The 23,898-nt window shown below is 67.9% G+C and carries 24 protein-coding genes; 8 read left to right on the top strand and 16 right to left on the bottom strand.

Annotated elements, in window-relative coordinates; translation table 11 throughout:
* Nucleotides 1–14 precede the first annotated feature (14 nt).
* Nucleotides 15–1,235 (top strand): ROK family protein, encoded by a 1,221-nt coding sequence (locus AB4070_RS11335; protein ID WP_441980179.1) that lies wholly within the window; start codon nt 15–17, stop codon nt 1,233–1,235.
* 5 nt (nt 1,236–1,240) lie between these two features.
* On the opposite strand, the gene AB4070_RS11340 is transcribed toward AB4070_RS11335, so the two are convergent.
* From AB4070_RS11340 to AB4070_RS11360, 5 genes are all read right to left on the bottom strand, one after another.
* On the bottom strand, nt 1,241–1,585 hold the full coding sequence (locus AB4070_RS11340) for an SdpI family protein (protein WP_441980180.1): 345 nt from the start codon (nt 1,583–1,585) through the stop codon (nt 1,241–1,243).
* Complete coding sequence (locus AB4070_RS11345) at nt 1,582–2,406, bottom strand: hypothetical protein (protein ID WP_441980181.1); 825 nt, start codon at nt 2,404–2,406, stop codon at nt 1,582–1,584. Before AB4070_RS11345 ends, AB4070_RS11340 begins: the two co-directional genes overlap by 4 nt.
* An 82-nt stretch (nt 2,407–2,488) precedes the next feature.
* The gene (locus tag AB4070_RS11350) at nt 2,489–2,887 is read right to left on the bottom strand and encodes a hypothetical protein (RefSeq protein ID WP_441980182.1); all 399 of its coding nucleotides are present in this window, start codon (nt 2,885–2,887) and stop codon (nt 2,489–2,491) included.
* Between the two features lie 119 nt (nt 2,888–3,006).
* Nucleotides 3,007–3,696, bottom strand: coding sequence for a hypothetical protein (locus tag AB4070_RS11355; protein ID WP_441980183.1), 690 nt, complete (start codon nt 3,694–3,696; stop codon nt 3,007–3,009).
* A 119-nt stretch (nt 3,697–3,815) separates the two neighbouring features.
* Nucleotides 3,816–4,466, bottom strand: coding sequence for a response regulator (locus AB4070_RS11360; RefSeq protein WP_441980184.1), 651 nt, complete (start codon nt 4,464–4,466; stop codon nt 3,816–3,818).
* 240 nt (nt 4,467–4,706) lie between these two features.
* Here AB4070_RS11360 and AB4070_RS11365 point away from each other — a divergent pair, with 240 nt between their 5' ends.
* Nucleotides 4,707–5,915: a sensor histidine kinase gene (locus AB4070_RS11365; RefSeq protein WP_441980185.1), complete on the top strand. Its 1,209-nt coding sequence runs from the start codon at nt 4,707–4,709 to the stop codon at nt 5,913–5,915.
* A gap of 265 nt (nt 5,916–6,180) precedes the next feature.
* On the opposite strand, the gene AB4070_RS11370 is transcribed toward AB4070_RS11365, so the two are convergent.
* From AB4070_RS11370 to AB4070_RS11385, 4 genes are all read right to left on the bottom strand, one after another.
* Complete coding sequence (locus AB4070_RS11370; RefSeq protein WP_441980186.1) at nt 6,181–7,527, bottom strand: dihydrolipoamide acetyltransferase family protein; 1,347 nt, start codon at nt 7,525–7,527, stop codon at nt 6,181–6,183.
* A gap of 121 nt (nt 7,528–7,648) precedes the next feature.
* Nucleotides 7,649–8,614: an alpha-ketoacid dehydrogenase subunit beta gene (locus AB4070_RS11375; protein ID WP_282846850.1), complete on the bottom strand. Its 966-nt coding sequence runs from the start codon at nt 8,612–8,614 to the stop codon at nt 7,649–7,651.
* 11 nt (nt 8,615–8,625) lie between these two features.
* Nucleotides 8,626–9,753, bottom strand: a complete 1,128-nt coding sequence (locus tag AB4070_RS11380) for a thiamine pyrophosphate-dependent dehydrogenase E1 component subunit alpha (protein ID WP_441980187.1) — start codon at nt 9,751–9,753, stop codon at nt 8,626–8,628.
* Nucleotides 9,754–9,859: 106 nt separating this feature from the next.
* Nucleotides 9,860–10,927 (bottom strand): histidinol-phosphate transaminase, encoded by a 1,068-nt coding sequence (locus tag AB4070_RS11385; RefSeq protein ID WP_441980188.1) that lies wholly within the window; start codon nt 10,925–10,927, stop codon nt 9,860–9,862.
* 99 nt (nt 10,928–11,026) lie between these two features.
* On the opposite strand from AB4070_RS11385, the gene AB4070_RS11390 reads away from it, so the two are divergent.
* The 3 genes from AB4070_RS11390 to AB4070_RS11400 are packed head-to-tail and all read left to right on the top strand — an operon-like array spanning nt 11,027 to nt 12,051.
* Complete coding sequence (locus tag AB4070_RS11390) at nt 11,027–11,233, top strand: ribbon-helix-helix protein, CopG family (protein ID WP_045263836.1); 207 nt, start codon at nt 11,027–11,029, stop codon at nt 11,231–11,233.
* Nucleotides 11,230–11,592 (top strand): type II toxin-antitoxin system death-on-curing family toxin, encoded by a 363-nt coding sequence (locus AB4070_RS11395; protein WP_441980189.1) that lies wholly within the window; start codon nt 11,230–11,232, stop codon nt 11,590–11,592. Before AB4070_RS11390 ends, AB4070_RS11395 begins: the two co-directional genes overlap by 4 nt.
* Before the next feature lie 57 nt (nt 11,593–11,649).
* Nucleotides 11,650–12,051 carry a phage holin family protein gene (locus AB4070_RS11400; protein WP_046748621.1) on the top strand — a complete coding sequence of 134 codons (402 nt, stop codon included), beginning with the start codon at nt 11,650–11,652 and terminating at the stop codon, nt 12,049–12,051.
* 44 nt (nt 12,052–12,095) lie between these two features.
* Here AB4070_RS11400 and AB4070_RS11405 read toward each other — a convergent pair whose 3' ends face one another.
* Both AB4070_RS11405 and AB4070_RS11410 read right to left on the bottom strand, forming a co-directional pair.
* Nucleotides 12,096–13,439, bottom strand: a complete 1,344-nt coding sequence (locus AB4070_RS11405) for a hypothetical protein (protein WP_441980190.1) — start codon at nt 13,437–13,439, stop codon at nt 12,096–12,098.
* Entirely contained in the window at nt 13,439–13,696 is a 258-nt protein-coding gene (locus tag AB4070_RS11410) for a hypothetical protein (RefSeq protein ID WP_441980191.1), read from the bottom strand. Before AB4070_RS11410 ends, AB4070_RS11405 begins: the two co-directional genes overlap by 1 nt.
* 207 nt (nt 13,697–13,903) lie before the next feature.
* Here AB4070_RS11410 and AB4070_RS11415 point away from each other — a divergent pair, with 207 nt between their 5' ends.
* Together AB4070_RS11415 and purB are read left to right on the top strand one after the other, a co-directional pair.
* Nucleotides 13,904–14,353, top strand: a complete 450-nt coding sequence (locus AB4070_RS11415; RefSeq protein ID WP_230977858.1) for a low molecular weight protein-tyrosine-phosphatase — start codon at nt 13,904–13,906, stop codon at nt 14,351–14,353.
* A 23-nt stretch (nt 14,354–14,376) separates the two neighbouring features.
* Entirely contained in the window at nt 14,377–15,759 is a 1,383-nt protein-coding gene (purB, locus tag AB4070_RS11420; protein WP_441980567.1) for an adenylosuccinate lyase, read from the top strand.
* Nucleotides 15,760–15,771: 12 nt separating this feature from the next.
* Here the strand turns inward: purB and AB4070_RS11425 are convergent, their stop codons facing one another.
* The 4 genes from AB4070_RS11425 to AB4070_RS11440 all read right to left on the bottom strand — a co-directional run bounded on the left by AB4070_RS11425 (nt 15,772) and on the right by AB4070_RS11440 (nt 21,743).
* Complete coding sequence (locus AB4070_RS11425) at nt 15,772–17,205, bottom strand: MFS transporter (protein ID WP_441980192.1); 1,434 nt, start codon at nt 17,203–17,205, stop codon at nt 15,772–15,774.
* A 102-nt stretch (nt 17,206–17,307) separates the two neighbouring features.
* Nucleotides 17,308–20,511 carry a glycosyl hydrolase family 95 catalytic domain-containing protein gene (locus AB4070_RS11430; protein ID WP_441980193.1) on the bottom strand — a complete coding sequence of 1,068 codons (3,204 nt, stop codon included), beginning with the start codon at nt 20,509–20,511 and terminating at the stop codon, nt 17,308–17,310.
* 228 nt (nt 20,512–20,739) lie between these two features.
* Entirely contained in the window at nt 20,740–21,096 is a 357-nt protein-coding gene (locus tag AB4070_RS11435; protein ID WP_282846767.1) for a hypothetical protein, read from the bottom strand.
* Nucleotides 21,093–21,743, bottom strand: a complete 651-nt coding sequence (locus tag AB4070_RS11440) for an acyl-CoA synthetase (RefSeq protein ID WP_441980194.1) — start codon at nt 21,741–21,743, stop codon at nt 21,093–21,095. The genes AB4070_RS11435 and AB4070_RS11440 overlap by 4 nt, the downstream gene beginning before the upstream one ends.
* Nucleotides 21,744–22,048: 305 nt before the next feature.
* Here AB4070_RS11440 and AB4070_RS11445 point away from each other — a divergent pair, with 305 nt between their 5' ends.
* Nucleotides 22,049–22,972, top strand: a complete 924-nt coding sequence (locus tag AB4070_RS11445) for a hypothetical protein (protein WP_441980195.1) — start codon at nt 22,049–22,051, stop codon at nt 22,970–22,972.
* Here AB4070_RS11445 and AB4070_RS11450 read toward each other — a convergent pair.
* Entirely contained in the window at nt 22,960–23,799 is an 840-nt protein-coding gene (locus AB4070_RS11450; RefSeq protein ID WP_441980196.1) for a sulfurtransferase, read from the bottom strand. The two genes, AB4070_RS11445 and AB4070_RS11450, sit on opposite strands and share 13 nt — an antisense overlap.
* Between the last annotated feature and the right edge of the window lie 99 nt (nt 23,800–23,898).

Consider the following 23,898-nt stretch of genomic DNA (forward strand, 5'->3'; position numbering starts at 1 on the left):
GAAGGTCAAGCGCCGTGGCAGATGTCTCCGCAGGCCTGGGCACCGGTCGAGCGAGCGTGAGCGCCGTGCTCGACTTCGCCTGGACGGCTGGCGAGTTCACCGCGTCCGAGGCCATGGCCGGCACCTCGCTGACCCGCTCGACCGCCATCGACGCGATCGACACCCTGGTCGGCGCGGAGATCCTCCGTGAACTCCCCAACGCCCGCGCCGCCGGCACCTACCGCGCAGGGCGGCCCTCTCGCCGCTTCGTGCTGCCCGCCGACCTGGGCGTCGTGATCGGCGTCGATGCGGGCGACACCCACCTCGCCGTGACCGTGGCCGACCTGCTCGATGAGACGCTCGTGCACCACCGGGTGGAGTTCGATCCGACGCAGACGGTCTCCGAGCGACGCGCGACGATCCTCGGCCGCCTCGGCGATGCCCTCACCGAAGCCGCGATCGCGCGCGAGCAGGTGCTCGCGGTGTGCGTCGGGGTCGCGGCACCGGTGAACCGCGACGGCATCTCGCCCCCGCACCCGGAAGGCTTCTGGGAGCGCACCAACCCGGGGCTCGCCCAGGCGCTGCAGGACTGGGCACCCGTCGTGCAGATCAAGAACGACGCCCAGCTCGCCGCGATCGCCGAAGGGGCCGAGGGAGCCGCGATCGGATGCCGCGACTACGTCGCCCTGCTCGCGAGCGAGCGCTTCGGCGGTGGCGTGGTGGTCGACGGGCACGTGCTGCACGGCGCGCACGGCGGTGTCGGCGAGGGCGTCGTGTTCGACCACATCGTGGGTGTCGGCTCGGCGTTCGGCCTGCGCTATGCCGTGCAGGACCAGGTGCGCGCGGCGGTCGACTCCGGCGAGATCTCGCACGACAGCGCCGTGGGACGCCTCGTCGGCACTCGTCGCATCGATCCTCGACTCGTGCTGACCCTCGCCGCGTCGGGCGACCGGGACGCGGTGCTGATCACCTCTCGCGTCGGGGCCACCGTCGCCCGCGTCGTCGGCGTGCTCGGCAGCATGTACGACCCGGCGCGCGTCATCGTGTGCGGAGCGGTCGCCGAGAGCATCGAGCCCGTGCTGACCGCTGCCCGCCGCATCCTCCCCCAGGAGCTGCACCTGCCCGCGCCCGAGATCCTCGCGTCGACACTCGGTGCGGAGGTCGTGTCACGCGGGGCCGTGGCGACGGCACGACGTGCAGCCAGGGAGCACGCGGTACCGCGGCTGGCGGAGGAGCGTCTGCGCGCGACCGCGTGATGCGGTCAGCGACGGGGCGCGGGGCTGGAGGCCTCACCCCGGGTTGCGCGCCGGGCTGCCGCACTGCTCCAGACCGCGCCCGAAAGAAGGATGAGCGCGAGAACGATGACAACGGAAGGTTCATTCATAAACCCGAGAACGGCCAGGACCGTGCCACCGACGATTGCGACGCCACCGGTCAAGGCCATCGGAAGGACCGCTGCCCGATGACCCGCACGCCAAGCGGTGTCGCTCGCGAGGGTGGCTCGCGTGCGCACCCCTACGAAGCGGTTGCGTGGGATCGTCCCGACCGCGGGAAGTACGGTGACAAGGATGGCGAGTGCTGCGACAGCGATCTCGATATAGATCATGCGGTGACCTCCTCTGCCTTCGCGGGCGAAGCTGGCTTTGCGCGCTGGAACTGGATGAAGAACACGTTCGCCTTCTGGAGTGCGAGGCACAGAAGCAGAACGCCGGTCATCGTCACGCCGAACGACCAGAGACCGAGCACCACGGCAATACCCGCGTGGAAGACGATCCCAAGGTACAAGATTGTTCGCGCAAACGCGCCACGCATCCAGATCGACACTGCGAGCAGCACCTCGAACACCATCACGGCGTAGGTCGACGTGACCAAGATGATGGGCATCTCCAAGACCGGTGCCAGAGCCGCGAACATATCTGCCGGAACCCCAAAGCCGGGTACCTGAAGCCAATACCAGAGAGCGGACCCTTCGGACCACTGCGGGACGGCGAGCTTTGCGACGGCGGCGACGACATAGACAACCGAAAGCTGGACTCGTATGAGCTCCGCTGCACCATACGCAAAGGCGTTGGTCCGGAGAGTCTCGAGGAAGGGCATCTGCCGAAGCCAGGTGTTCCCTCGAGGCGTTGCGAAGATCCAAGGGATGAGAAGCAACACAATGACCGCGTTGACTTGGTCGCCACCTTCGACGACGACGACGTTCTGCGAGATGCTCCATGCGATGTAGAAATGCGGGATCGCCAGGGTGCGTGCACCGAAGCCAGAAAGGACAAGGAGCAGGACCACAATGGAAACCGCAACGCCGGCGATGGGACTGTCAGTCAGAGTGTCGGAAAGGCAAAAGACCCCTGCGCTGCCGATTCCCACGCACCGCGAATCCGCAGCATGGGGCGCGAACGAGATGAAAAGGTCACCGGCCTCGGTCAACACAAGCGTAGAGAGGCTACCCAACGCCAGAACCGCTCTCCCCGCCCCGACGGGATTGATCAGGCCTGCGATCCGTCGCAACTCACTCAGCACAGTCAATGTCCACCACCATCACCGACGACGGCATCGTCGATACACGAGTGCCATACGCAAACGGCACCGGCTCCATCGTCCGAAGCAGGAGGGGCTCACAAACCGGCGGCTTCGCACCGTCGAACGTCTGCTCGGCTCGCGGAGCTTCTGACGCGCAGTCCTGGATGTCCGCCTCCGACTTGCACTCTGCCCCTTCGACCTCGACAGAAGCCACAACGGTAGCGATCTGTGCGCTGACGGACCGGTTGTGGCGGCTGAGGCCCATCGAGTCCGCGACGCTCTGCGCGGACTCGATGGGAACCCAGATACCGTCGCGCTCAACGTACGCGTGCACTTCGGCCTCGGTCGGATCCTTCGTGAAGAAGGCCCACCCCTGCGGCAGTGCCACCGACAACGCTTTGGAAGCGCGCGTTAGCTCGGCCGGCAGGTACCGAGACGCCGGTATCGCTGAGACTACGACAGCGGCCACGACAAGTGCGTAGACCGCGATGGCGGATCGTTTGAACTTCACTCTGCTCCGAGATCCGCCAGTCGAGCTGAGGTGAGTTCGATGCTGCTTGCGCTGTTCGCCTGGTCGATAGCGACGTAGGCGATGACGCCGACGAAAACTGCGATGCCGACGTTGAGGAACACCGCGAGGTTTCCTGCGAGGACGAGGTTGACGGTTGCGCACAGTGTGCCGTTACGCACCTCGGGCGCCTTGTCGAGGTAACGGCTCTGGAAGGAGGCCTGCACGGACGTGATCGCTTCCTGAACCTCGAGCGGGTTGCCCGAGCGGAATGCCTCCGTTGCGCTCTCGACGACTTCGGGGAACTCTCCACGGAAGTCTTCAAGAAGCTTGCTGGCGAGCTGATCGTAGTTCTCAGGGAGAGGCACCTCATCCGCCAGATAAGTGCCCAGTGCTTCCGCGAGCGGGCCGGTCCCGAAAAGCACCGCCAGGAGGAAGTCATCGTCCGAGTACTTCGAGGTGCTCGCCGCCTGGTGCGTCGAGCTGGCAGCCGAGGTTGCGGTGGGAGCAGCCGTGGCCGGCGCCGCGAAGAGGGTGGCGGCGAGCGCAGCGGCGGCGACTGTTGCCGTGGCGACCTTGCCCCTCGTGAAGGCGGGAGACTTCGGGGAATCAGGAGTGTTCCCGTCCTGGTGGGAGCGAGCGAATGGGTTTCTCAACTGTTCGTCCTTCTCTGGAGTGAGCCGCGGCACAGCCGCGAGGCGGCGCGAGAGCGGCGCCCAACGGCATCCTTTCCGTGGAAAAAGCGCGACGGCAAGGCAGAAAGCTCTTTCGTAGCCCTGGGTCTATGAAGTTTCCGGGCGGCGGCCGGTTAGAGGACTATCAGGCCCAACTCAACGGCGCGCAGCACGATCTGCAGCCGATTTTCGACGCTCCACAGGCTGTTGATGTGCCGTATGTCTGCCTTCACGGTGCCTTCGGCGTAGTGGAGCGCGTCCGCGATCTCGGCGTTCGACAGGCCTTGAGCGATGAGTTCAATAACCCGCAGTTCGCGCGCGCTGGGTGCGCTGTCGTCATGTCGAAGAAGTTCACGGTCGCCGATAGCTGACCGCACGAATCGTGTCTGGATTTCTGGCGACACGACCCGATCACCTGCATGCGCGGCGATGATCGCGTCGATGATCTGTTCGGGGGTGGAATTCTTCACGAGATATCCGCATGCCCCGGCCCGCAGGACCTCCAGAGCGCGCCACTCGGTCGTGAATGTCGTCAAGGCGATGATCCGACATTCGGGGGCCAAAGCCAGGAGCGACCGGGTGGCTTCGAGCCCGCCCACAGCGGGCATCTTGATGTCCATCAATACGACGTCGGGGCGGGTGGCTTCGTAAGCGTCAACAGCCTCAGAGCCGTCTGTCGCCTCACCAACGAGCGCAACACGCGGATCCGACTCGAGGAAGGCTCGTAGCGCGTGGCGAACCAAAGCCTCGTCGTCGACGACGAGAACTCGCACCGCTTCACCCATCCGACCACGGTATCCCGAAGCGGTGGAACCGAACTCTGACCCTGGGGCCACTGTTTCGAGAAAGGAGGCGCCGTAGGGTTGAAGCGAAGCGACCCGTGCGGCTCCTTCAGCACGCGCGGGTCGGCGCCACCGAGCCACAAGGAGATGACATGGTCCTGTTCAACGAGCCGAGCATCGAAGTTCTTCTTGACTCCACTGTTGCCGACCTCGGCGACTGGCTGTGTCAGATACTCGGCATCTGTGCCTGAATCCCGTTCACCGATCTCGCGGGTCGCGAGCGACGTTCCACGCCTATCCGTTGGACGGCTGCTGCGGTCCAGGAGATTTTGGGAGACACGAGCACTCCACTCCATAGCTCGCGCGCTTCTCCTCGTCGTCGTCGGCGTGCTACTGCTGGTGGCCATCGCATTCATCGTCGCGAGCGGGAGATTCTCCCGATACGACCTTGTGGCGGTCGCGCTCTACGCTGGCCTCGCTGCTTTCGCATGGCACCCCGTCACAGCGGCCTTCATCGTTATGCTCGTCGGCGGCGTCGGGGTCGTTTTCACGGGAAGCGGTGGGGACCTCATCGAGCTCGCTCTCGCTGGCTTTCTCGTCGCAGCGACATGTTCTCGCAGCCTGATTCTCAGCTATGTTGCGGTGTTGGCATCGCTCACCGTGTACCTCGACATCAGCACCGCGACCCTCACCGATGGGGGGATCTTCGGCATCGCTGGCATAGCGTCGATCTCGGTCCTCGCCGGGATCAGCTTCCGCCTCATAACGGCACGCGAAGCACTCCTCGTTGCGGACCGAAAACAGTTGGTGCGGCATCTAGAAGGCATCGTGCACGACGACTTGGAGCGCATCGCCGATGAACTCCACGATGGAATCGCTCATGACCTCACGCTTGTGCTCTTTCACGCCCGTGCACTCCCCAAGCAACCCGATGCCGCGAGCCGAGACGTTTCCGTCACGACAATAGAAGAGTCCGCGGAACGAGCTCTTCTGAGCATCCAGTCTTTGCTGTCCCTGATGCGCGGTCCTGAGCTAGAGGCTCTTCGCCCTGAGGATGGCAGATCCAACGAGAGCCTCATTGAAACGGTTTCAGGTCTCGGAGTGCTACTCAACGACGCAGGGATTCCTACCCGGGTCATAGTGCCGGAGGTCCCACTCGACGCGTCGCACGAGAGTCAAGGACTGTTGACCGTCGCAGCCATCGAGTCTGTCACCAACATTCTCAAGCATGCTCCCAAGTCACAATCCGCGAGGATCAGCCTGCGGGTAACTTCAGACAGCGCAGAGGTCGTTATCTCCAACGTCGGAACGAGAGCGCAGCCCACCGCAGCGGCCGAACATGGGGGTCGAGGGCTGATCCGCTCACGGCAACGACTCGAACAGCACGGCGGCCTCCTCGAGGCGGGAGGGTCGGACAGCGGATGGACAGTACGCGCGACCGCGCCCCGCTAGTAACAGCCGCGTTGCATCTCGACAGCCTCCCTCCACGCCACTTGGGAAGAGCTTCTCTCTCGTCTCGGTCCACCCCTCCGCTGCGGCTCTAGATAGAGCTCACTCCGCCTTCGGCGCCGACCGTCAGATCCTCGCGGCGTCCGCGGCCACCCCCGGGATAACGCGCCCTGAGAACCAGTCTGCGCGCGACACCGCTTCCGCGTTTGGCGTTGTGCAGATGTCGTCGGCAACGGCGCGGAGTTGCGGCCCGGTCAAACGGCAGCTCTCAGTCCACGAGCAGCGCGGGCTCCTCGAGGATCGAGGCGACGTCGGCGATGAAGCGGCTCATGCCGTCGCCGTCGATCACGCGGTGGTCGAAGGATCCGGCCACCGTGGTCACCCAACGCGGGCGCACTTCGCCGTCGACGACCCACGGCTTCTGACTGATGGTGCCCATCGCCACGATGCCGGCCTCACCGGGGTTGATGATCGGGGTGCCGGCATCCATCCCGAACACACCGATGTTGGTGATCGTGATCGTGCCGCCCTGCTGATCGGCCGGCGGGGTCTTGCCGTCGCGGGCCGTGAGCGTGAGACGGTTCAGCGCCCGCGCCAGCTCCTTCATGCTCAGGTCCTGCGCGTCCTTGATGTTGGGCACGAGCAGGCCTCGCGGGGTGGCGGCGGCGATACCGAGGTTCACGTAGTGGCGCACGGCGATCTCGGCTCCGGACTCGGTCTCGATCCAGGCGGCATTGACCATCGGGGTGCGGCGGGCGGCCCAGATCACGGCGCGGGCCATGATGAGCAGCGGCGAGACCTTGATGTCGGCATAGTCGGGCGAGGCCTTGAGGCGCTTGACGAGATCCATCGTGCGGGTGGCGTCGATCTCCTTCCACACCGTCACGTGCGGGGCCGAGTACGCGCTCTGCACCATCGCCGACGACGTGGCCTTGCGCACCCCCTTGACCGGGATCGACTCGGTACGGTCGTCGCCCGCGGCAGACGGACGCGTTGCGGTGAGGCCGCGAGCGAGACCTGCCGGGGCAGCCTGCGGGGCGGGCACCGTCTCCTCGCGCACGGTCCCCCACTCGGGGGTCTCGATGTTGCGGAAGACGCTCGCCTGCGAGGCGTGCTTCATCACGTCGTCGCGCGTGACCTCGCCGTCGGCACCGGTCGCGGCGACCGCGGTGAGATCGACGCCCAGGTCGCGGGCGAGCTTGCGGATGGGCGGCTTCGCGATCACGCCCACCGAGGAGCGGACGGGACGCTCGGCCGGACGCTTGCGCCGCGAGGTGGCACCGCCTCCCGTGCCGTAGCCCACCAGCACGGAACCGCCCCCCTCTTCCGCCGCCGGAGCTGCAGGAGCCGGAGCGGTCGGAGCGCCCGCAGCGGGCTCGGTCAGGAACGTGATGATGGGGGCGCCGACCTCGACGGTCGTGCCCTCGGCGGCGAGGAGCTCGCCAACCACGCCCGCATACGGCGACGGCAGCTCGACGAGTGACTTGGCCGTCTCGATCTCGCACACCACGTCGTTGATCGCGACCGTGTCGCCAGGAGCGACCTTCCAGGCCACGATCTCGGCTTCGGTCAGGCCTTCGCCGACGTCCGGGAGGGTGAAGTTCTGCGTGCTCATGTCTGATCCTCTCGTGGACCGCGTGAATAACTCCTCAGTTTCGGCGCGGACCGCGCCGAAACGACGGGATTGGCGCCCCGCCTGCGTGATTCCTGAGGAGTTGTGCACATGGAAGGGTCTGTCAGTATGCCAGCGAGCGGTCGACGGCCTCGAGGATGCGGTCGGCATCCGGGAGGTACGCGCCTTCGAGCTTCGCGGGCGGGAAAGGGGTGTCGTAGCCGGAGACGCGCAGCACCGGAGCCTCGAGCGCGTAGAACGCGCGCTCCATGACGGTCGCCGCGATCTCGCCGCCGATGCTGCCGAAGCCCTGCGCCTCCTGCGCGTAGACCATGCGGCCTGTCTTGCGCACCGAGTCGAGGATGGGCTCGTAGTCGACCGGCGAGATCGAGCGCACGTCGACGACCTCGCAGCTCGTGCCCTCGGCCTCGGCGAGCGCGGCGGCCTGCAGGAGCGTGGTGACCATCGCACCGTGTCCGACGAGCGTCACGTCGCTGCCCGTGCGCACGACGCGCGAGGAGTGCAGCGGAACGGCCGAGGCGTCGAGCTCCACCTCTCCCTTCTGCCAGTAGCGACTCTTCGGCTCCATGAAGATCACCGGGTCGTTCGACGCGATCGCCTCCTGGATCATCCAGTACGCATCGTTCGGCGTCGACGGCGACACCACACGCAGGCCGGGGGTGTGCGCGAAGTACGCCTCCGGGCTCTCCTGGTGGTGCTCGACGGCGCCGATGTGTCCGCCGTACGGGATGCGGATCACGATCGGCATGCTGATCGCGCCCTCATGCCGGTTGGTCAGCTTCGCGAGCTGCGTGGTGATCTGGTCGAACGCGGGGAACACGAATCCGTCGAACTGGATCTCGATCACCGGGCGATAGCCGACCATCGCCATGCCGATCGCGGTGCCGACGATCCCCGACTCGGCCAGCGGGGTGTCGAGCACCCGGCGGTCGCCGAAGTCACGCTGCAGATGCTCCGTCACCCGGAAGACGCCGCCGAGCTTGCCGATGTCCTCACCCATGAGCAGGACCTTCGGGTCGTTCTCCATGGCCTTGCGCATACCCGCGTTCAGCGCCTTGCTGAGCGGCATCGTCTCCAGGGTCACTGGGCTCCTCCTTCGAAGGACGCCTCGTACTGCGCGTGCCAGGCCTTCTGCTGGTCGATCAGCGGATGCGGCTCGCTGTACACGTGGTCGAACATCTTGTCGGCACTGGGCGGCCCGAGCTCGACCGTGCGGGCGCGCAGATCCTCGGCGGCATCGGCCGCTTCGGCATCGACATCGGCGAACAACTGCCCCGACGCTCCGCGCGCTTCGAGGAATGCGCGCATCCTCACGATCGGATCGCGACCGGCCCAGTACTGCTCCTCGTCGCTGCCCCGGTACTTGGTCGGGTCGTCGCTCGTGGTGTGGGCGCCGAGTCGATACGTGACGGCCTCGATGGCCTGCGGACCCTTGCCTTCGCGAGCCTCGTCCAACGCGACACGGGAGACGGCGTAGCTGGCGAGCACGTCATTGCCGTCGACACGGACGCTCGGGATGCCGTAACCGGCGCTGCGCTGCACGAGGGGCACGCGTGACTGGGTGGAGACGGGCACCGAGATGGCCCAGTGGTTGTTCTGCAGGAAGAACACCGTCGGAGCCTGGTAGCTCGCAGCGAAGACCATCGCCTCGTGCACGTCGCCCTGGCTGGACGCGCCGTCGCCGTAGTAGACGATGACCGCCTCATCGCGGTCGAGATCACCGGAGCCGGTGCGTCCATCGAAGGCGAGACCCATGCCGTAGCCCGCGGCGTGCAGCACCTGGGATCCGAGCACGAGCGTGTACAGCCGGGTGTTGCCGTTCTTGGGGTCTGTCGGGTCCCACCCGCCGTGCGAGACGCCGCGCATCAGCTTGATGATGTCGACCGGGTCGACGCCGCGGATGCGCGTGACCGCGTGCTCGCGGTACGACGGGAAGACGGTGTCCTGGGAGCGGAGCGCACGCCCCGACCCGACCTGCGCCGCCTCCTGTCCACGGCTCGGCGGCCACAGCGCGAGCTGGCCCTGACGCTGCAGGTTCGTCGCCTGGGTGTCGATCGCGCGGATGACGACCATGTCCCGGTAGAACTGCTCGAGTTCCGCATCGCCGATCGCGTCGATCAGAGGAAGGTACCGTTCTGCGGCGGCGGACGGAGCGTACCGTCCGGTCTCGTCCAGAACGCTCACAAGGGGTGTCTCGGAGGTGGTCACGCTCTCACGCTACCCGCGCCCGCATGCCAGGTCACGCATACCTAGGACGCCCTCGTAAATGCCTGGAAACCGGAGAAATCCGCGAGAACGCGCGGACTGCGGCGACTCAGCGGAGGGAGCCGGCGACCTCGAGCACGCGGGCGATGGAGTCCTCCTCGCCCACCGAGATCCGGATGCCGTCGCCGGAGAACGGGCGCACGATGAGGTCGTTCTCGACGAATACGGCAGCCACCTCGTCGGTGCGTTCGCCCGCGGGCAGCCAGACGAAGTTCGACTGGGAGTCGGGCACCTCCCACCCCTGCGCACGAAGCCCCTCCACGAGACGGCCGCGGCGTTCGACGATCACGGCGACGCGCTCCAGGAGCTCCGGTTCGGCGTCGAGGCTGGCGATCGCGGCGTTCTCGGCCGCGGAGGTGACCGAGAGCGGGATGCCGGTCGTGCGTGCGGCGTCGAGCACCTTCTCGTGCCCGATGGCGTACCCGACGCGCAGCCCCGCGAGTCCGTAGGCCTTCGAGAAGGTGCGCAGCACCACCACGTTCGGGTGCTTCTCGAACACGCGCTCGGCGAGGCCGTCGACCGCGTCCGGCGCCGTGACGAACTCGGCGTAGGCCTCGTCGAGGATGACCAGGATGTCGCTGGGCACGCGCGCAACGAAGGCGGCGAACTCGGCCGAGGTGATGATCGGACCGGTCGGGTTGTTGGGCGTGCACAGGATGATCGCGCGCGTGCGCTCGGTCACCGCATCCGCCATCGCTTCCAGGTCGTGGCGGGAGTCGGCGGTGAGAGGCACCTGCACCCCGGTGGCTCCGGCGACGAGCGGGAGACTCGGGTACGCCTCGAAGGAGCGCCACGCGTAGATGACCTCGTCGCCCACCGAAGCGGTGGCCAGGATCAGCTGATGCAGGATCGACACGCTGCCGGAGGCCACGTGCACCTGGTCGGGCTCGACTCCGTAGCGGGCGCCGAGGCGCGCTCGCAGACGGCCGGCGGTGGCATCCGGGTAGCGGTTGATGGGAGTGGTGCTCTGCAGCGCGTCGAGCACCGACGGCAGCGGATCGAACGGGTTCTCGTTGCTCGACAGCTTGAAGGCGTCGGGGCCGGCCTGCTTTCCCTGGCGATACGGCGCGAGAGCGGCGATGGCGGGACGGATGCGGGGCAGGATCGGCTCGGTCACGAGGTCGAGTCTACGAGGGCGGGCGAGCACAGCCTCAGGTGACGGAACGCGGTCGATTGTCCCCTGTCGCGGCTCGATGCCCGGTGGTACCATTTTGGTATGGCGATGACGGTGCGACTCCCGGAAGAACTCGATGCGCAGCTCGGCGAGCTGGCATCGCGGCGACACACGTCCAAGCACGCACTCCTCATCGAGGCTGCGGACCGCTTTCTCCGCGAGGAGGTCACGACCGAGCAGGCCGTGTCGATAGCCCGCGGGGTGGCTGACCGATACGCAGATCTCCTCAAGAAGCTCGAAGACGCGTGACTCGATACGTCGAGCTTCCGCACGCGGTAGGCATCACAGAGGAGCTCGGGCTCCACATCCGAGACATCGGGCTTCTCTCCTCCGCGCTCGCCCGCCCGTCGAGTTCGATGTTCGGAGTCGAGGCCTACCCGGATCTCGAAGTCAAGGCAGCAGCTCTGCTGTCGTCTCTGAGCCCGAATCACCCTCTGTTCGATGGTAACAAGCGCTTCTCCTGGGTCCTCACGCTGACGTTTCTCGAGATGAACAACGTCATCATCGACATGGAGACGGAGCTCGCCTTCGACCTCATCCTTCGGACGGCGCAGAGTAAGTCCTCCCTGGAAGAGGTCGCTGCGCTTCTGCGCGCTCACTTCCGCTAAGCCCCCGACGGACCGCCCGCTGACACGCAGGGGAGTCCGTGGGACACTGGTCGGACTATGCGCTTCATCATCCGCGTCGTCGTCAACGCCTTCGCCCTCTGGGTCGTCACTCTGATCCCTGCCCTGCAGGTGACCATCAGGGCCTTCCCGCCCGGAGAGACGCTGCAGCTGGTGCTGACCCTGCTCGCGGTGGCCGCGATCTTCGCGCTCGTGAACACGATCATCGGCACCGTCGTGAAGATCGTCGCGTTCCCGCTCTACATCATCACGTTCGGGCTGATCGGCTTCCTGATCAACGGCTTCCTGCTGTGGCTGACCGCCTGGATCACGAGCGGATTCGGCTGGGGTCTCACGGTCGGCGACTTCTGGTGGGGCGTGCTCGCGGCACTGATCATCTCGGTGATCAACGGCATCTTCGGATTCATCCTGCGCCCGCAGAGCAAGAGCCGTCGCGACTGACCCGCTGACACCGCGGTGACAGCCACCGGCAACAGCCACCACGGTCACCCGCTCCGCTCCGCGCGGTACTCGGTGCGCTCGACCTCGACGGCCCGGCCGAGCTCGTCCCAGTACTCGTCGAGAGCCACCGCGCGAGGGTCGGTCGACGCATCCACCATCTCGGCCGTCTCGATGTAGGTCTCGAGACCGTGGGTCTTCAACCGCAGGTCCTCGACGCCGTCCCCCGGATCGCCGACCCGCGAGGCGGTGAAGCTGTCGGGCGACCCCGTCCCCTCGGCCGACCCGCCCGCGGCGAGCGCCGACACGACGTCGTCGGTGTGGCGGAGCTGGATCAGCGTCTGCTCCTCCCGAAGGGTCGGTTCGGTGGGACTCCCCGCCGTGATCTGCATCGACACGTCGTACTCGCTCTCCACGGCGAGTCGCGTGGCGATCATCCCGCCCTGCGAGTGCGCGACCACGTCGACGCGATCGCCCGGTTCGACACCGGCGGCCGCCAGAGCATCGAGTGTCGCCTGGTACGACGCCGACGTCGCACCCTGATAGAGCTCGATGTTCGAGGTCATGTCCCACGGCTCCGCGCCTTTCTTCAGGGACAGCAGCGAACTCTGGGTACCGGCCACGTAGGCCACATATCGGGTCGTGCCACCGACCATCGTGTACTTCTCCACGGCGACCTGGGCTCCCCCGCCCGGGATCCTCCTGAACGCTCCGGCGAGGTCGTCCGGCGCGCGCGGAGTCGACGTCTTCACGGGTATCACCTGCACCGGATCGACCGGCACGGAGGTCGGAGCCTTCACGACCGGCACCTCGGATCCCGTCACCCCCGACCGCACCTTCCCATACCCCGAGGTGAGCCCGACCAGCGCCCCGACCAGGAACATCGGCGGCAGCATCCCACCCAGGTCGTACTGATCCCCGAGCCCTTCGAACCTCCGCCGCTTCCAGCCGGCGACCAGCCAGTCCGCCATCCGTCCCACGCGCTCGTCGTCGGCGATCATCACGTCGGCCCGTGCGCGCACGTCGTCCGCCGCCGCGGCGTCGGTGAGGGCGAGCGCCTCGGCCTGGGCCCGCAGTTCCACCAGCTCGAACGCGTCGGCCATCAGCAGCGTTCCCGTGCAGGCGTTCTCGATCTCGGCAACCAGTGCGCCGATCCGCTCGCCGCTGAGTCGCAGGGCGCCGATGTCGACGCGCAGCGCGGAACCGTCGGATGACGAGATCACCTCCGCGGCGCGGACCACCGAATCCCGAGCCTGTTCGTATCGCACCGCGACCGTCCGCAGGCGCGCGCCGACCTCGCGCAACTGCTCGGTGTCGATCGCGATCGCGCCGCCGTGGTCGATCTCCAGGCCCCCGGCGGCCGTGGCGGCGTGCCCGCCTGCGACCCCCATCACTCCGATCCCTCCAGCTCCCACTGCCGGATCCGGAGACCGCCGAGCTGCGTGCCGGTGTCGTCGCGTACCCGCGCGAGGAGTTCGTGGAGCGCCCGGAACCCCTCCGAACTCCACTCCGTCGCATCGACGAGCGAAACCAGCACCGCTCCCGCTTCCTCCAGCGTCGCGATGGCGTCGCCGATCCCCCGGTGCGCGAGGATCTGCCCCCACGACTGCGCGGATCCACCGGACTGATCGGGTGCGAACGAGTACATGACTCCAGCATTCGGGATCACGCCCCACGCGGGTCGCCAGTAACCCGCAACCCGTGGACAGGTGGTCGCCCGCTCATGGTGTGCAGGGGCCCCGCGAGCAGGTTCGCGCTGTGCAGGACGGCCACGGGCGGGCAGAATGTATCTGTGACATCCCCGGATCCCTTCCGCGTGATCTTCGTCTGCACGGGGAACATCTGCCGCTCTCCCATGGCCGAAGTCGTCTTCCGCGACCTCGCCGAGCGGCAGGGACTCGGCCCACGCATCGTCTCGCGCAGCGCCGGAACAGGCGACTGGCATCTGGGCGAGCGCGCCGATCACCGCACGATCGACTCGCTGGCACGACGCGGCTACGACGGCTCCCAGCACCGCGCCCGCCAGTTCACCGCGGCCGCCTTCGCCGACAACGATCTCGTCGTCGCGCTCGACCGCACGCACGAGCGCATCCTGCGGGAATGGGCCCACGACGAGGACGAGGAGGGGAAGGTCACCCTGCTGCTGGCCTTCGACCCGACGGCGACGACCCACGACGTGCCCGACCCGTACTACGCGGGCGCGGAGATGTTCGATTCCGTGCTCGGTATGATTGAGGCGGCGACTCGGGGCCTGTTCCGCCAGCTCGAACCCGCTCTGCGTCTCCCCCGCACGCCCCGCCTCTGAGGGGCCCGATCAGGAGGACTCCCCTGACTTTCCAGCCTTCGCTCCCGCCCCAGCCCCTGAGCCCCCTCGACGGCCGCTACCGCGGCGCCGTCACCGGTCTCGCCGACTTCCTGTCCGAGGCGGGCCTGAACAGGGCACGCGTCGAGGTCGAGGTCGAATGGCTGATCGCACTCACCGACCGCTCGCTGTTCGAGACGAGCCCGCTGTCGGAGGGCGACAAGGAGCGCCTGCGTTCGCTCTACCGCGACTTCGGTCAGGCCGAGATCGGCTGGCTCGCCGAGAAGGAAGCCGTCACCCAGCACGACGTGAAGGCGATCGAGTACCTCGTGCGCGACCGGCTCTCGACGCTCGGACTCGACCACATCGCCGAGCTCACGCACTTCGCCGCCACGAGCGAGGACATCAACTCCGCGTCCTACGCCCTCACCGTCAAGCGCGCGGTCGAGGAGGTCTGGCTCCCGGCCCTCGACACCGTGATCGCGAAGCTGCGCGAGCTCGCGGTCGAACACGCCGACGCCGCGATGCTCTCGCGCACGCACGGCCAGCCCGCGACACCCTCGACGATGGGTAAGGAGCTCGCGGTGTTCGCGTGGCGCCTCGAGCGCGTGCGCGGCCAGATCGCCGGCTCCGAGTACCTCGCGAAGTTCTCCGGGGCGACCGGCACCTGGTCCGCCCACCTCGCGGCCGACCCCGATGCGGACTGGCCGACCATCGCCCGCGAGTACATCGAGGGACTGGGCCTGGGCTTCAACATCCTCACGACGCAGATCGAGTCGCACGACTGGCAGGTCGAGCTGTACGACCGCGTGCGTCACGCCGGCGGCATCCTGCACAACCTCGCCACCGACATCTGGACCTACATCTCGCTCGGCTACTTCGCGCAGATCCCGGTCGCCGGGGCCACCGGCTCGTCGACGATGCCGCACAAGATCAACCCGATCCGCTTCGAGAACGCCGAGGCCAACCTCGAGATCTCGGGCGCCCTGCTCGCGTCGCTCGGCCAGACGCTCGTCACCAGCCGCCTTCAGCGCGACCTCACGGACTCCACCACGCAGCGCAACATCGGCGTCGCGTTCGGGCACTCGCTGCTCGCACTGGACAACCTTCGCCGCGGTCTGAACGCGATCTCGCTGTCGCGCGACGTGCTGCTCGCCGATCTCGACGTGAACTGGGAGGTGCTGGCCGAGGCGATCCAGACGGTGATCCGCGCCGAGGTCGTCGCCGGCCGGTCGAGCATCCAGGACCCGTACGCGCTCCTCAAGGAGCTCACCCGCGGACACCGCGTCGGCGCCGCCGACCTCGCCGAGTTCGTGCAGGGCCTGGAGATCGGGGACGCGGCCAAGCAGCGCCTCCTCGCGCTGACCCCCGCGACCTACACCGGCATCGCGGAGCGCCTCGCTCGCTGAATCCGGCAGGAGCTAGGAGCCCGACTCCCCGGAGTGGTCCTCCACCCGGTCCTTCGGCATGAACGACGCCGCCAGGAGGGTGAGCACGGCGGTCACCGCGACCGCGACGAACACCCACACCGAGGCGTGGACGATCGTGTCGGGGTCGTCGGGTCCCGCGCCCTGCGCGATGACCGCGTTCGAGATCGCCCCGAACACCGCCACACCCACGGCGCTTCCCGCTGACCGCGCGAAGGCGTTCATCCCGGTCACCGCGCCCCGCTCGCCCCAGCCGACCGAGGCCTGCGCGGCGATCAGGGTCGGGGCGGCACTCCACCCGAGCCCGAAGCCGAGGAGGAACGCGATGCCCGCGACGACGAACGGGTTCGGCCAGGAGGCGACGGCGGCGAGCGCGATGGCGGCGACGGTCGTGATGCTCATGCCGATCAGCGTGGTGCGGCGGAAGCCGATGCGCAGGTACAGCCGGCCGGCGTTCGCGGCGGCGAGCGGCCAGCCGAGGGTCAGGGCTGCCACCGCGAGACCCGACAACAGCGGAGCGATGCCCATCGACCCCTCGAGGTAGGCCGGAGCGAAGCTCGTCACACCGAGCATCAGCGCACCGATGCCGAGTGAGACGATCGTGGTCGTGAGGATGAGCCGACGGGTCACGAGCCGCAGGTCGACGATCGGCTCGGCGACGCGGCGCTCCACCACCCCGAAGGCCAGCAGCGCGACCACGCCGATCCCGAAGCAGAGGACACTCTGCACCGACAACCACGCCCAGGCATTCCCACCTTCCAGCATGCCGAGGATGAGCGCCGTGAGCCCGATGGTGAGCAGCACCGCTCCCCCGTAATCGATGCTGTGCCGCTGGGTCTGCTTCTGCTCCTTGTAGTTGCGCAGCAGCATCCATCCGGCGATCAGACACAGGGGCACGTTGATCCAGAAGATCCATCGCCAGGCGTCGAGCTGGGCGAAGATGCCGCCGAGTGCGGGGCCCACCACCGAGGAGATGGCCCAGACGCTCGCGACGTATCCCTGCACCTTGGCGCGTTCGGCGACCGTGTAGATGTCACCGACGATGGTCATCGACATCGGCGCGACGGCACCGGCCCCGATGCCCTGGACGATGCGGAACACGATCAGCGCCGGCATGCTCCAGGCGAACCCGCAGAGGATGGACCCGAGCAGGAACAGGGCGATGCCGAGCAGGATGATCGGCTTGCGGCCCACCGTGTCGGCGAAGCGGGAGTAGATGGGCACGCTCACTGCCTGCGCCAGGAGGTACACCGAGAACAGCCAAGGGAACTGCTGGTAGCTGCCGAGGTCGCGCACGATGCTCGGAACCGCGGTCGCGAGGATCGTGGCATCGATCGCGATGAGCCCGGTGGCGAGCATGAGCGCGCCGAGAACGGGTCCGCGCTCCGACCGGAGTCCGATGGAGGCGCGGTCGACGGAGGCAGTCACCTCAGGGACAAGCCGATCCGCCCCACCGGTATTCCGGATCGTCCCCGCCTCGTTCGCCGCCCCTGCTCAGTGCACCGGGTCCGCTCAGTGCACCGGGTCCGCTCAGTGCGCCGGGCCGAGGTCGCGCATGGGCTTGCCGTTCTTCGGGTTGCCCGGCTTCACCTTGCGGCGTTCCCCGTTGACGACCACGACCACGTTGCTCATGTTCGGTGCGCGGTCGGCGACCACGTCGTAGGACACGACCTTCCCGTCCCGCCAGGTGCAGTCCACGCGATACCCGCCCCGCGCGCGGACACCGGCGAACGATCCGCTCACCGCCCAGTCCGCCGGCACGGCGGGGAGCAGACGGATCACCCCGCCATGGCTCTGCACCAGCATCTCCGCGATCGCTCCGACGATGCCGTAGTTGCCGTCGAGCTGGAACGGCGGATGGTTGGCCCACAGATTCTGCAGGATGTTGTAGGTGAGCAGTCCTCGCACCATGATCCCCGCCCGCTCGGCATCGCCCAGGCGCGCGAACAGGCCGGCCCGCCACGGCCAGGTCCACGAACGGCGACTGTCTCCCGAGACCGTGGCGGCCGTGAACGGCACGCCCTCCTTCTCCCCGCAGCGCGCCTTCAGCGAGACCAGCGCCGCCGCGGAGAGCTCCGGGGTGTCGGGGGTGATCTGCCGCCCCGGGTACACGGCGAACAGGTGCGACGTGTGCCGGTGGATGTCGTTCGGGTCGTCACGGTCGGTCTGCCACTCCTGCAGCTGCCCCCAGCGGCCGATCTTGTTGGGAGCCAGACGGGACTGCATGTCGGCGACGGTCTTCCGGTAGGTCTTGTCGGCGCCGAGGGCCTCGGCGCACTCGAGGTAGTTCTGGAACAGATCCCAGATGATCTGCTGGTCGTGCATGACGCCGTCCTCGCGCGGACCGTGCTCCGGAGACCAGCCCATCGGCGCGACCAGCGTGCCGTCGGGGAGCTCTTTGAGCTGGTCCTCCCAGAACTGGCAGATCTCCTTGATCAGCGGGTAGGCGAGGTCGCGCAGGTACTTCTTGTCCTGCGTGAACGCCCAGTGCTCGTAGAGGTGCTGGGCGTACCAGGCGCTCGCGATCGTGTTCCACTCCCACGAGTTGCCGCCGAAGATGCTCTGCGAGGTGCGGGCCGTCCACCCGCGCACGTCAGCCCCGAACGCATTGCGCGTCGCCACCCTGCTGGGGACCGCCACCTCGCGGATGAACGTCGCGAGAGCCTCATGGGACTCCGGGAGGTCGGCGGTCTCCGCGCCCCAGTAGTTCATCTGCACGTTGATGTTGGTGTGGTAATCGCTGGCCCACGCCGGCTGATTGCTGTTGTTCCACAGCCCCTGCAGGTTGGCGGGCAGCCCCCCGGGCTTCGACGAGCTGAGGAGCAGATACCGGCCGTAGGCGTAGAGCGTCTGCTCCAGCGTGGGGTCCGTCTCCCCCTTCCCGTAGCGGAGCAGCCGGCGGTCCGTCGGCATGGCCATCACGGTGCCGTCGGTCGCTCCCCACTCGACCTTCGCGCGCTGCATCAGCTCGGCGACCTGTGCGGTGTGCGCGGAGCGGAGACTCTGCCACGACCGGGAGGCGGCAGCGTTCAGTGCCTTCTCGATCGCAGGCTGCGGTGCGGCGCCGCGCCAGCCGTGCGCCGCGCTCAGACGATAGTCGGTGCGCGCGTCGAGCAGCAGCGTGATGCTCGACGCCTCCGAGACGCGCAGCCCGCCCTCGGCGGCGACGACCCGGCCGTCGGTCTCGGCGATGCGGACGACGGCCGCGTGCGTGAGGTCGTTGGCCATCGTCCCGGCGAAGCTCAGCCGGCGCCCGCCCGCGTCGACCACGGTCGCGACGCTCTCCTGCTTGGAGGTCAGAGTGAGCAGCGCCGTCAGCGCGCCGGGCCGATCGGCGGTGAACCGCACCGCGATGATGTCGGCCTCCCGGCTCGCGAAGGCCTCGCGCAGCACCGTCCCCTGCGCGGTCGCGAAGTGGGTGCTGTGCGTGCCGTCGGCGATGTCGAGTGCACGACGGTAGTCCACGACCGCCTTGGCGCCCGCCGTGCTGAAGCCGCCGCCCGTGAAGGCGATGCCACCGAGACGGATGGCTCCCGGCGCGGAGAACGATATGCGGTACATCGCGAACGCGGTGGTGTTCGCGTACGTGAACGTCCGCCCCACGCCGCGCTCGGGGAACGTCTCCCCGACTCGGGTGTCGAGGGTCTTCCAGGTCAGTCCGTCGTCCGAGCCGGCGACGACCCAGTCGCGCGGATCCTGCTCCGACGCGTCCGGTGCGCTGGTGAGCACGTAGCCGTTCAGGGTGTTCTTCGAGGAGAGGTCGACCTGCCATACCGCGCCAGCGCCCGTCGCGGGAACAGCCCAGACGGTCGCGGGATCGGCGTCGATGGTGCCCACGAGGGAGTCCGCGTGTCCGCTGGGCGATGACACGTAGACGGCGCTTCCCTGCGCCAGCTCGACGCCGCCGAGTGCGATCTCCCCCACCTGGAAGTGGCTGACTCCCGCCTTCGGAGCGAAGACGAAGCGATAGTGGGCGTACGCGGTGGTGTTGGCGACCGAGAAGCTCTTGGACTGGAGCCGCTGGGGGAACGGCGCCTCGGAGCGGACGTCGAGCACGACCCAGGCCGCTCCGTCGGACGAGCCTTCCAGGCGCCAGTCCTGCGGGTCCCGTGCCGGGACGTCGTTGGCGCTCGTGAGCACATACGACGAGACGACGGCGGGGGCGGCGAGATCGGCCTGCCAGATCACCTCTGCGGGCGGCGCGATCAGACACCACTTCGTCGCAGGGTTGCCGTCGAACGTCTTCTCGACGCTCTCGCTGCCGGACACCTGGTACGGGCCGCCGGGAGAGCTGACGGTCGTGCGCGCACCGAACGCCACCGTCACCTCGCCGAAGTCGCGGAAGGATCCGAAGCCGGTCACGCTGGTGTCGTACGCGCCGTCGGGCTGGCCGGCGAGAGCGTTGTCGTAGTCGTTGACCCCGCCCCACAGGCTCTGCTCGCTGAAGTGGATCACCTCGGCGTCCGGGTTGCCGAACAGCTTCGCACCGAGACGGGCGTTGCCGATCGGGAGAGCCTGGGTCTCCCAGTCCGTCGCCGGCGTCGCGTACCAGAGCGCATACGGCGACAGCTGTGGGCGCGGGATCGCCCCCGCCGGCACGGCGCGGAGAGGAGCCTGCGCCGAGAATGTGTTCGCCGCAGCGGGGCGGGCGGCGAGGAACTGGGGGACGAGCGGGGCGAGAAGGGCGAGACCGCCCACCTGCAATGCCTGTCGGCGGGAAATGGGGTCCTTCATCACAGCAATCCTCCGGAGCATCGTTGATCTACTGGGGCCGTGCGGCCTCACAGCCGATCGTGGATGCGAGGCGTCGGAGCCCAGTGTGCGCCACGAAACATCGGATGTATAGTGACGATTGTCCAGAAGGCACGGCGAAAGTGTCAGCTTCATCAGGTTGCGCTGAGCGCTTTAACCCGATGTTCCGTCGGTAGTCGAGCCGGTGAACCTGCTCGAGGAACTACCGGATCAGGAGGACGCGGAGCGTCCGGGCGCCGCGGAATCGGGGTTCTCGTCCTCGGGCTCCGGGTCGTAGAGCACCGGACGATCGATCGTCTTCGTCACGTCAGCGGGATCGACGGCGAGGATCAGCATCGCCAGGATCAGCAGCGTCACGATGAAGGCGCCGCCGCCCACGACGAGACCGAGGGCGATGGGGGTCAGCCCCTCGTAGGTGCCGTTGGCGATGGAGGCATTCACCCGTGCAGTGAACGCGCCGGTGGAGACCAGCGTCACGACCATGGCGAACACACCGCAGCCGAGCGCGATGAGGAGCAGGTGCAGGGGTCGCAGAATGTCCCGGCGGGTGGGCTTCTCGTCGCTCATCGCTCTCCTCCGTGCCCCGCCGGAGCGGTGCTGTCGTTCGAATCGGATGCCGCCGTGACCGCGTCGGCCTGCTTCGGTGTGAGGCCGGCGATGCCGAGGAAGACCGCGACGATCGCCGCGTAGCCGCCGAACATGCCTACGCCCAGGATGATGCCGGAGAGCACGAACGTGCCGGCCTTGTCGATCGTGTACTCCTGGAGGAACCCTGCCGGGATCAGCAGCAGAGCGATGCCGAGCAGCACGCCCAGCGCTCCCACGGAGATCGCGTCGCGGGACAGCATGCCGCCGGCGCGACGGGAGCGGATGCCGGCGAACAGCTCGATGCCCCCGCTGATGATCGCCCAGGAGGAGACGACCACGAAGAACAGATCGTCCGACCGCCAGACCGGGATGCCGCTCACGAGGCCGGCGACCACCCCGACGGCGGCGAGCAGCACGGACGGCCAGCGCGATCCGGCCGGCAGCACCAGCCAGGCGGCGAGCATGTGCACGAGCGCCATGAGGAACACGAAACCGCTGAAGACGGACAGACCGACGGGCGCGGAGTGATCAGACGAGAACGTGATCATGAGCGCGGCGACTGCGGCGAACAGCGCGCGCAGCAATTGCACGTGGCGCATGGTGAATGCGCGAGCAGGGGCAGACATGACGGTCCAGAGTCCTCCGGGGTATTGCTCCCAGTCTACGCAAGGCTGCGTGGCCGCGACGCCGGGAGCCGTGCGGGGGAGAGTTCGTGAAGCCCGGCGGATCTCCCCAGATCGATTGCCGGGCTTCACGACATACGCAGCAAGGGGGGCATCACTGCGTCAGGCCGGTCGTTCGCAGGCACGGGCACCCTGCCCGCGAAGACGGCCAAGTGACCCCACATGCCCACCCGGTCCCCTGAGGTACGCGCGTGCGGTCGTATGCTCACTCTAAAGCGCTGATCTTCACATACCGGAGGGGATCTGTGATGAATCTCGAAGATGACGCGCGCAGAGCCGAGCACGATGATTTCGCGAGCGCCCTGCGCGACGCGATAAACGCCAGACCGGTGACCCTGTCCTGGCTGCAGCGGCAGCTCAAAGCGCGGGGCAACCGCGTGTCGATGGCGACCCTGAGCTACTGGCGGTCGGGGGCAAGGCGACCGGAGGGCGCGCAGTCGCTGGCAGCCCTCGCCGACATCGAGGAGCTCCTCGGACTCCGCGTCGGCGCCCTGAGCAGGATGCTCCGCTCGACGAATCGCACCGGCCCCCTCGGGCCGAATCAGTTCCCGATCGACGAGGAGGAGCTCGAGGTGGCCGTGATCGAGGCCTTCCGGGCGCTGGGTGCGTCCTACCCCGACACCTCTCGTGAGCTCACCACCCATTCGGTGACGGATGTCGGGGCCGACGGCAACGTCGCGTACAGCATTACCCGCAGCATCGTGCAGTCGACGGTGGGCACGATCACGGCGATACCGTTCCTGGAGATCACCCCGGGTGTCCGCACGCCGGCGCCGTTGCTCAAGGCCGTGTCCGGGGGCAGGATCGCGGCGCGCTACTCCCACCCGGACGGCGAGGTGCACGGCGTGCTGTTCGAACTCGACGTACCCCTGACGGCGCCGGAGACCGCGATGGTCGAGTGGTCGGTCGAGTATCCGCCCGACTACCCGGAGACCCACGACACCGGCCATGCGCTGGCGCAGAAGGCCAGGGAGCTGCTGGTGTGGACGCGCTTCCACCCCGACGCGATCCCGGACTGGTGCGAGGAGCACATCGAGACACCGGACGGGGTCACGATCACCCCCCTCCCGCCGCCTCGCGGGAACTCGGTCCACCTGGTGCGTCGGGCTTTCGGACCTGGTGCGCTGTGCCTGCAGTGGGGGTACGGCCCCCGCGAGGATCAGCCGGGCTGATCGCCCACCGCGACCGGACGCCCCGGGGTGTTCGACCACTGACTCCACGAACCGGGGAAGACCTTGGCCTCGATGCCCACCTCGTGCAGGACCAGTGCGGTGTGGGCAGCCGTCACGCCCGAACCGCAATACGCGGCCACAGGCGTTCCCGGCGTCACGCCGACCTCGGCGAAGGTCGCCAGGATCGTCTCCCGATCGAGGATCTTCCCGTCCGCGTCGAAGTGCACGGGTTCGGGAAGATTGCGCGCACCGGGGATGTGTCCACCCACGGGATCGAACGGTTCGGAGTCACCTCGATACCGATCCGCGGCGCGCGCGTCGATCAGCACGCCGGATGCCGGGAAGGCCGCGGCCTCGTCGATCGAGAGTGCATCGTCGCCGATCGGGTCGAGCACCACGTCGCCGGGCTCCGGACTCACGTCGTCGGTCGCGATGTCGAACCCCTCGGCCCGCCATGCCCTGATGCCGCCGTCGAGCACGCGAACGTCGACACCGGCCTGCCGCAGGAGCCACCAGGCGCGGGCGGCGGCGATGCCCCTGAAGTCGTCGTAGGCGATGACCGTGTCGCCGGATCGCACGCCCCAGCGACGGGCCGCGTCCTGGAGCGTGGCCGTGGACGGAAGCGGGTGCCGCCCCTCCGAGGCCTCGCCGTGCGTGGAGAGCTCGGTGTCGAGAGCGGCGAACACCGCGCCGGGGATGTGCCCTGAGAGGTAGTCGTCATGTCCGGCGTCAGGACGGTCGAGCCGCCAGCGCACATCGATCACACGCACCGGCGCACCCCCGGTCAACAGATCGTTCAGTTCGACGGCACTCACGAAGTCGCTCATGCTGCGAGGCTACCGAGTCCGCCACGGCATCGGCACCCGGCCGTCTTCTCCCGTCACTTTCGCATCGACTGCGGCCCGTTAGGCTCTATCCGGCAACGT

Origin of the sequence: Microbacterium sp. 2RAF4, assembly GCF_052115285.1 — a bacterium.
Classification (GTDB): Bacteria; Actinomycetota; Actinomycetes; order Actinomycetales; family Microbacteriaceae; genus Microbacterium; species Microbacterium oxydans.

Coding starts and splice junctions, on each gene's coding strand:
- AB4070_RS11340 (WP_441980180.1), bottom strand. CDS start 1,585: ATGATCTATATCGAGATCGCTGTCGCAGCACTCGCCATCCTTGTCACC.
- AB4070_RS11360 (WP_441980184.1), bottom strand. CDS start 4,466: ATGGGTGAAGCGGTGCGAGTTCTCGTCGTCGACGACGAGGCTTTGGTT.
- AB4070_RS11370 (WP_441980186.1), bottom strand. CDS start 7,527: ATGAGCACGCAGAACTTCACCCTCCCGGACGTCGGCGAAGGCCTGACC.
- AB4070_RS11375 (WP_282846850.1), bottom strand. CDS start 8,614: ATGCCGCTCAGCAAGGCGCTGAACGCGGGTATGCGCAAGGCCATGGAG.
- AB4070_RS11390 (WP_045263836.1), top strand. CDS start 11,027: ATGGCGATGACGGTGCGACTCCCGGAAGAACTCGATGCGCAGCTCGGC.
- AB4070_RS11400 (WP_046748621.1), top strand. CDS start 11,650: ATGCGCTTCATCATCCGCGTCGTCGTCAACGCCTTCGCCCTCTGGGTC.
- AB4070_RS11405 (WP_441980190.1), bottom strand. CDS start 13,439: ATGGGGGTCGCAGGCGGGCACGCCGCCACGGCCGCCGGGGGCCTGGAG.
- AB4070_RS11410 (WP_441980191.1), bottom strand. CDS start 13,696: ATGTACTCGTTCGCACCCGATCAGTCCGGTGGATCCGCGCAGTCGTGG.
- AB4070_RS11415 (WP_230977858.1), top strand. CDS start 13,904: ATGGCCGAAGTCGTCTTCCGCGACCTCGCCGAGCGGCAGGGACTCGGC.
- AB4070_RS11430 (WP_441980193.1), bottom strand. CDS start 20,511: ATGAAGGACCCCATTTCCCGCCGACAGGCATTGCAGGTGGGCGGTCTC.
- AB4070_RS11435 (WP_282846767.1), bottom strand. CDS start 21,096: ATGAGCGACGAGAAGCCCACCCGCCGGGACATTCTGCGACCCCTGCAC.
- AB4070_RS11440 (WP_441980194.1), bottom strand. CDS start 21,743: ATGTCTGCCCCTGCTCGCGCATTCACCATGCGCCACGTGCAATTGCTG.
- AB4070_RS11445 (WP_441980195.1), top strand. CDS start 22,049: ATGAATCTCGAAGATGACGCGCGCAGAGCCGAGCACGATGATTTCGCG.
- AB4070_RS11450 (WP_441980196.1), bottom strand. CDS start 23,799: ATGAGCGACTTCGTGAGTGCCGTCGAACTGAACGATCTGTTGACCGGG.